Origin of the sequence: Mesorhizobium sp. M7A.T.Ca.US.000.02.2.1 (assembly GCF_003996995.1) — a bacterium.
Classification (GTDB): domain Bacteria; phylum Pseudomonadota; class Alphaproteobacteria; order Rhizobiales; family Rhizobiaceae; genus Mesorhizobium.
On sequence record NZ_RZTT01000400.1, the window covers coordinates 1 to 5,330 of the forward strand.

General features: G+C 62.0%; 5 protein-coding genes. All 5 read right to left on the bottom strand.

Translation table 11 applies throughout. The features are described 5' to 3' along the window. Positions 1-36: 36 nt before the first annotated feature. Positions 37-960 (bottom strand): carbohydrate ABC transporter permease, encoded by a 924-nt coding sequence (locus tag EOD15_RS27625; RefSeq protein ID WP_027036701.1) that lies wholly within the window; start codon positions 958-960, stop codon positions 37-39. A gap of 1 nt (position 961) precedes the next feature. Further along, a complete protein-coding gene (locus tag EOD15_RS27630) occupies positions 962-1,828 on the bottom strand; it encodes a sugar ABC transporter permease (protein WP_127272310.1) in 867 nt (288 codons plus the stop codon). Continuing rightward, a complete protein-coding gene (locus EOD15_RS27635) occupies positions 1,829-2,896 on the bottom strand; it encodes an ABC transporter ATP-binding protein (protein WP_023812976.1) in 1,068 nt (355 codons plus the stop codon). 10 nt (positions 2,897-2,906) lie between these two features. Then, a complete protein-coding gene (locus EOD15_RS27640; RefSeq protein ID WP_127322489.1) occupies positions 2,907-3,986 on the bottom strand; it encodes an ABC transporter ATP-binding protein in 1,080 nt (359 codons plus the stop codon). 42 nt (positions 3,987-4,028) lie between these two features. Beyond that, the coding region (gene glpD, locus EOD15_RS27645) for a glycerol-3-phosphate dehydrogenase (protein ID WP_127409024.1) at positions 4,029-5,330 on the bottom strand (1,302 nt) is incomplete at its 5' end.

Below are 5,330 nucleotides of genomic sequence, written 5' to 3' on the forward strand. Positions count from 1 at the left end.
TCGGCAGCGTCCATGCCATCCAGGTGAGGTTCATGGTCATACCCTCCCCAGGGCGAAGCCCTTGGCGATGTAATTACGGACGAACCAGATCACGAGCGCGCCTGGAAGGATGGTGAGCACGCCGGCGGCGGCGAGCACGCCCCAGTCGAGCCCGGAGGCCGAGACCGTGCGCGTCATGATCGCGGCGATCGGCTTGGCGGCGGTCGTGGTCAAGGTGCGCGCGATCAGCAGCTCGACCCATGAGAACATGAAGCAGAAGAAGCAGGCCACGCCGACGCCGCTGGCGATCAGCGGCATGAAGATTTTCAGGAAGAAGCGCGGGAAGGAGTAGCCATCGATATAGGCGGTCTCATCGATCTCCTTCGGCACGCCGGACATGAAACCCTCGAGGATCCAGACCGCCAGCGGCACGTTGAACAGGCAGTGTGCCAGCGCCACCGCGATATGCGTGTCGATCAGCCCGAAGGCCGAATAGAGCTGGAAGAATGGCAGCGCGAACACCGCCGGCGGCGCCATGCGGTTGGTCAAGAGCCAGAAGAAGAGGTGCTTGTCGCCGAGGAACCGGTAGCGCGAGAAAGCGTAGGCAGCCGGCAGCGCCACCGAAACCGAGATCACCATGTTCATGACGACATAGATGATCGAATTGATATAGCCCTTGTACCAGGACGGGTCGGTGAAGATCACGATGTAGTTGGCCAGGGTCGGGCTCTTCGGCCACAGCGAAAAGGCGCCCAGAATCTCCTGATTGGTCTTGAAGCTCATATTGACCAGCCAGTAGATCGGCAGCATCAGAAAGATGATGTAGATCGTCGGCACCAACCACCAGAACCGGGATTCTTCGCCGCGCCGGCGCATCAGCCGCGCAAGCTGGTCCTGCGACAATGTGCTGGCGAGCCCGTCCGAAACCGCCGTCTCACGCACCCGGTCCTGCCTCGTCGTTCCTTCGTTGGCGCCGCTCATCTCAGCGCTCCGCATCGACATTGGTCATGACGGTGTAGAACACCCAAGACAGCAAAAGGATGATCAGGAAGTAGATGATCGACATGGCGGCCGCCGGCCCGAGATCGAACTGACCGATGGCAATCTTGACCAGGTCTATCGACAGGAACGTCGTCGAATTGCCAGGGCCTCCGCCCGTGACGACGAACGGCTCGGTGTAGATCATGAACGAGTCCATGAAGCGCAGCAGCACCGCGATCAGAAGCACGCGGTTCATCTTCGGCAGCTGGATGTAGCGGAACACTGCCCAGCGCGATGCACCATCGATCTTGGCCGCCTGGTAGAAGGCATCGGGGATCGAGACCAGTCCGGCGTAGCAGAGCAGAACAACGAGGCTTGTCCAGTGCCATACGTCCATCAGGATGACCGTCACCCAGGCGTCGGTCGGATCGTTGACGTAGTTGTAGTCGAAGCCGAGCGACGACAGCGTGTAGCCGAGCAGGCCAATGTCGATGCGGCCGAACACCTGCCAAATCGTGCCGACGACGTTCCACGGGATCAGCAGCGGCAGAGCCATGAGCACCAGGCAGACCGGCACGCCCCAGCCTTTCTTGGGCATGTTGAGAGCGATGAAGATGCCGAGCGGGATCTCGATGGCGAGGATGGTTGCGGAAAAGATCAGGTTGCGGACCATCGATAGCCAGAAGCGTTCCGACTCCAGGATTTCGGTGTACCAGTCCGAGCCGTTCCAGAAGAAGACGTTGTTTCCGAATGTGTCCTGTACCGAATAGTTGACCACCGTCATCAGCGGGATCACCGCGGAGAACGCCACCAGCAGGAGAACCGGCAGCACCATGAACCAGGCCTTGTTGTTCCAGGTCTTCTCCATCTAGGCCTCCATCTCGACACGCCAGGAATCGGCATAGATGTTGATGCCGGCCGGGTCGAACCGCACCTTCGGATCGGCGGGCAGGGTCTCGTCCTCACCGATCACGGCAGAAATATCGCGGCCTTCGAGCTTGGCGCGCACCACCTTGTGGCGGCCGAGATCCTCGACCTTGCTGACCTGCACGGCCATGCCTTCGCGGCCGAGCCGGACATATTCGGGACGGATGCCGAGTTCGACGGCGCCGCTGCCTGCCTTGGGTGCGCCCGGCAGTTCGATGCGCTGCGAGCCGAGCGTCGCCGTCTTGCCGTCGATCGCCACCGGCATGACGTTCATGCCTGGCGAGCCTATGAAATAACCGACGAAGGTATGGCGCGGGCGTTCGAACAATTCGGCCGGTGTGCCGATCTGCACGATGCCGCCATCATACATGACCACGACCTGCTCGGCGAAGGTCAGCGCCTCGGTCTGGTCGTGGGTCACATAGACCATGGTGTAGCCAAAGCGGCGATGCAGCTGCTTCAGCTGCGAGCGCAGCACCCACTTCATGTGCGGATCGATAACGGTCAGCGGCTCGTCGAAAAGGATGGCGTTGACGTCGGAGCGCACCAGGCCGCGGCCGAGCGAGATCTTCTGCTTCTGGTCGGCGGTCAGGCCCCTCGCCTTCTTCTTCGCCCAGGACGCCAGATCGATCATCTCCAACGTCTCGCGAACCTTGCGGTCGACATCGGCTTCCGGCACGCCGCGGTTGCGCAGCGGGAAGGCCAGATTGTCGTAGACGGTCATGGTGTCGTAGATGACCGGGAACTGGAACACCTGCGCGATGTTGCGCTCCTGCGTCGACAAATTGGTCACGTCCTTGCCGTTGAACAGCAACTGGCCGTGCGAGGGGTGCAACAATCCCGAAATGATGTTGAGCAGCGTGGTCTTGCCGCAACCGGAGGGCCCGAGCAGCGCATAGGCGCCGCCGTCCTCGAAGACATGATGCACTTCCCGCAGCGCGAAATCGGCATCCTTCTGCGGGTTCGGCAGGTAGGAATGCCTGACATGGTTGACGTCGATGCGTGCCATCTCTTTGCCCTCAAGCCGCCAGATTCGGCGCAGTCACGGCGCTGCCGTGCTCGTCGAAAACCATGATGTGGCGCGGATCGATGAACACCTCGACCACCTCGTCCGGCTCGAAATGCCTGATACCATGGGTCAGCATGACCCAGCGCGCATCGGCGAAATCGAGATGGATGAAGCTCTCCGATCCGGTGATCTCGGTGATCGTCACCTTGGCACGCACCGGCACCGCCGCCGCATTCGGCCGCTCGAGCGACAGGTGGTGCGGCTGAAAACCGATCGTGTACATGGCATCGGCAATGCCGGAGAGCTCGGCCGGCACCGGCAGGTTCACGCCGCCCTCGAGCAGGAAATCCCGGCCCTTCTTGGCAAGCACGATGGTGTTGAGCGGCGGATCGGAAAACGTCCTGGCTGTCACCAGGTCTACCGGCTTGCGGAACACCTCGATGGTCGGTCCGAACTGGGTGATCTTGCCTTGCGAAAGCGTCGCCGTGTTGCCGCCGAGCAGCAGCGCCTCGTGCGGCTCGGTCGTGGCGTAGACGAAGATGGTGCCGGCGGCGGCGAATATCCTGGGCAATTCGGCGCGCAGTTCCTCGCGCAATTTGTAGTCGAGATTGGCGAGCGGCTCATCGAGCAGGACCAGGCTTGCGTTCTTGACGATGGCGCGCGCCAGCGCGGTGCGCTGCTGCTGGCCGCCCGACAGGCTGAGCGGCGTGCGATTGAGATAGGGTGTCAGCTTGAGAAGAGCCGCGGCTTCACGCACCTGGCTGTCGATCCTGGCCTGCTCGATGCCGGCCACCCGCAGCGGCGAAGCAATGTTCTCATAAACGGTCATCGCCGGATAGTTGATGAACTGTTGGTAGACCATGGCGATCTTGCGCTTCTGCACCGGCACACCGGTGACATTCTGGCCGTCGAACCAGATCGAACCGGAGGTCGGCACGTCCAGGCCGGCCATCAGCCGCATCAGGCTTGTCTTGCCGGAAAGCGTAGGTCCGAGCAGGACGTTGAGCGAGCCGTGCTGGAGCGTCAGCGACACGTCGCTTATATGCTCGACCGCGCCGACCGCCTTGGTGACGTTTCTCAGTTCCAGCATGACGCCTCCTCCCAGGCCTTCCGCATCAGCTCAAACCCCTCTTCATTCGGCAGCCGCGACATGGCGCCGGCTTATGCCGCGCATGAACTCATCGAGCGCCGCCACCTGCTCGCGGCTGAGATGCAGACCGCGTTTGGTCCGGCGCCACAATACATCTTCTGATGTGACGGCCCATTCGTTTTGAACGAGATAGCGCACCTCGGCCTCGTAGAGATCGGCGCCGAAGTTGCGGCCGAGATCGACGTTCGATTTGGCCAGCCCCAGCAGCATCCTCGCGCGGGTTCCATAGAGCCGGGTCAGCCGGCGCGCCAGGCGCGCGTCGAGGAATGGATAAGCGGTTTTGAGTTTCGCCACTTCGGCATCGAAACCGGTGGCCGGGAAATCGCCGCCCGGCAGCGGCGCGTTTGCCGTCCACGGCTTGCCGCGCTTGCCGAGAAAACCCTCGATCTTTTCCAGCATCGATTCCGACAGCCGGCGATACGTGGTGATCTTGCCGCCGAAGGCATTGACGATTGGGGCAGCGCCCTCGCCGCCATCGGCCTTGAGCACATAGTCCCGCGTCGCTTCCTGCGCCTTGGAGGCGCCGTCATCATAGAGCGGGCGGACGGCCGAATAGGTCCAGACGATGTCCGAGCGCTTGACGGGTTGGGCGAAATATTCGCTTGCCGCGGCGCAGAGGTAATCGATCTCGGTGTCGCTGATCTTCACGTCATGCGGATCGCCGGGATAATCCTGGTCGGTGGTGCCGATCAGTGTGAACTCTTCCTCATAGGGAATGGCGAAGATGATGCGACCATCCTTGTTCTGGAAGAAATAGGCGCGTGGATCGTCGAACTTCCTGGCGATGACAATGTGGCTGCCCTGCACGAGGCGGACATTGTGCACATCGTTGAGCCCGACGACGCCGGACAGCACATGATCGACCCAGGGGCCGGCGGCATTGACCAGCAGTCGCGCCTTGATCTCCTCGGTCTCGCCGCTCTGCAGATCCTCGATCTGGATCGTCCAAAGGCCGTTTTCGCGGCGCGCGCCGATCACCTTCGTGCGGGTGCGGACCGTTGCGCCGCGGTCGGCGGCATCACGCGCGTTCAGCGTCACCAACCGTGCATCATTGACCCAGCCATCCGAATATTCGAAGGCCTTCTTGAACAGCGGCTTCAAAGGCTTGCCGGCCGGATCCCTGGCCATGTCCAGCGTCCGGGTCGCGGGCAGCAATTTGCGCCCGCCAATGTGATCGTAGAGGAAAAGACCGAGCCTGATCAGCCAGGCCGGACGCAGGCCTTTGGCATAGGGCAGCACGAACCGCATCGGCCAGATGATGTGCGGCGCGTTCTTCCACAAAAC

What these genes read in the sequence shown, in the direction of transcription:
- EOD15_RS27635 (WP_023812976.1), bottom strand. Translation starts at nt 2,896, where the DNA reads ATGGCACGCATCGACGTCAACCATGTCAGGCATTCCTACCTGCCGAAC.
- EOD15_RS27630 (WP_127272310.1), bottom strand. Translation starts at nt 1,828, where the DNA reads ATGGAGAAGACCTGGAACAACAAGGCCTGGTTCATGGTGCTGCCGGTT.
- EOD15_RS27640 (WP_127322489.1), bottom strand. Translation starts at nt 3,986, where the DNA reads ATGCTGGAACTGAGAAACGTCACCAAGGCGGTCGGCGCGGTCGAGCAT.
- EOD15_RS27625 (WP_027036701.1), bottom strand. Translation starts at nt 960, where the DNA reads ATGAGCGGCGCCAACGAAGGAACGACGAGGCAGGACCGGGTGCGTGAG.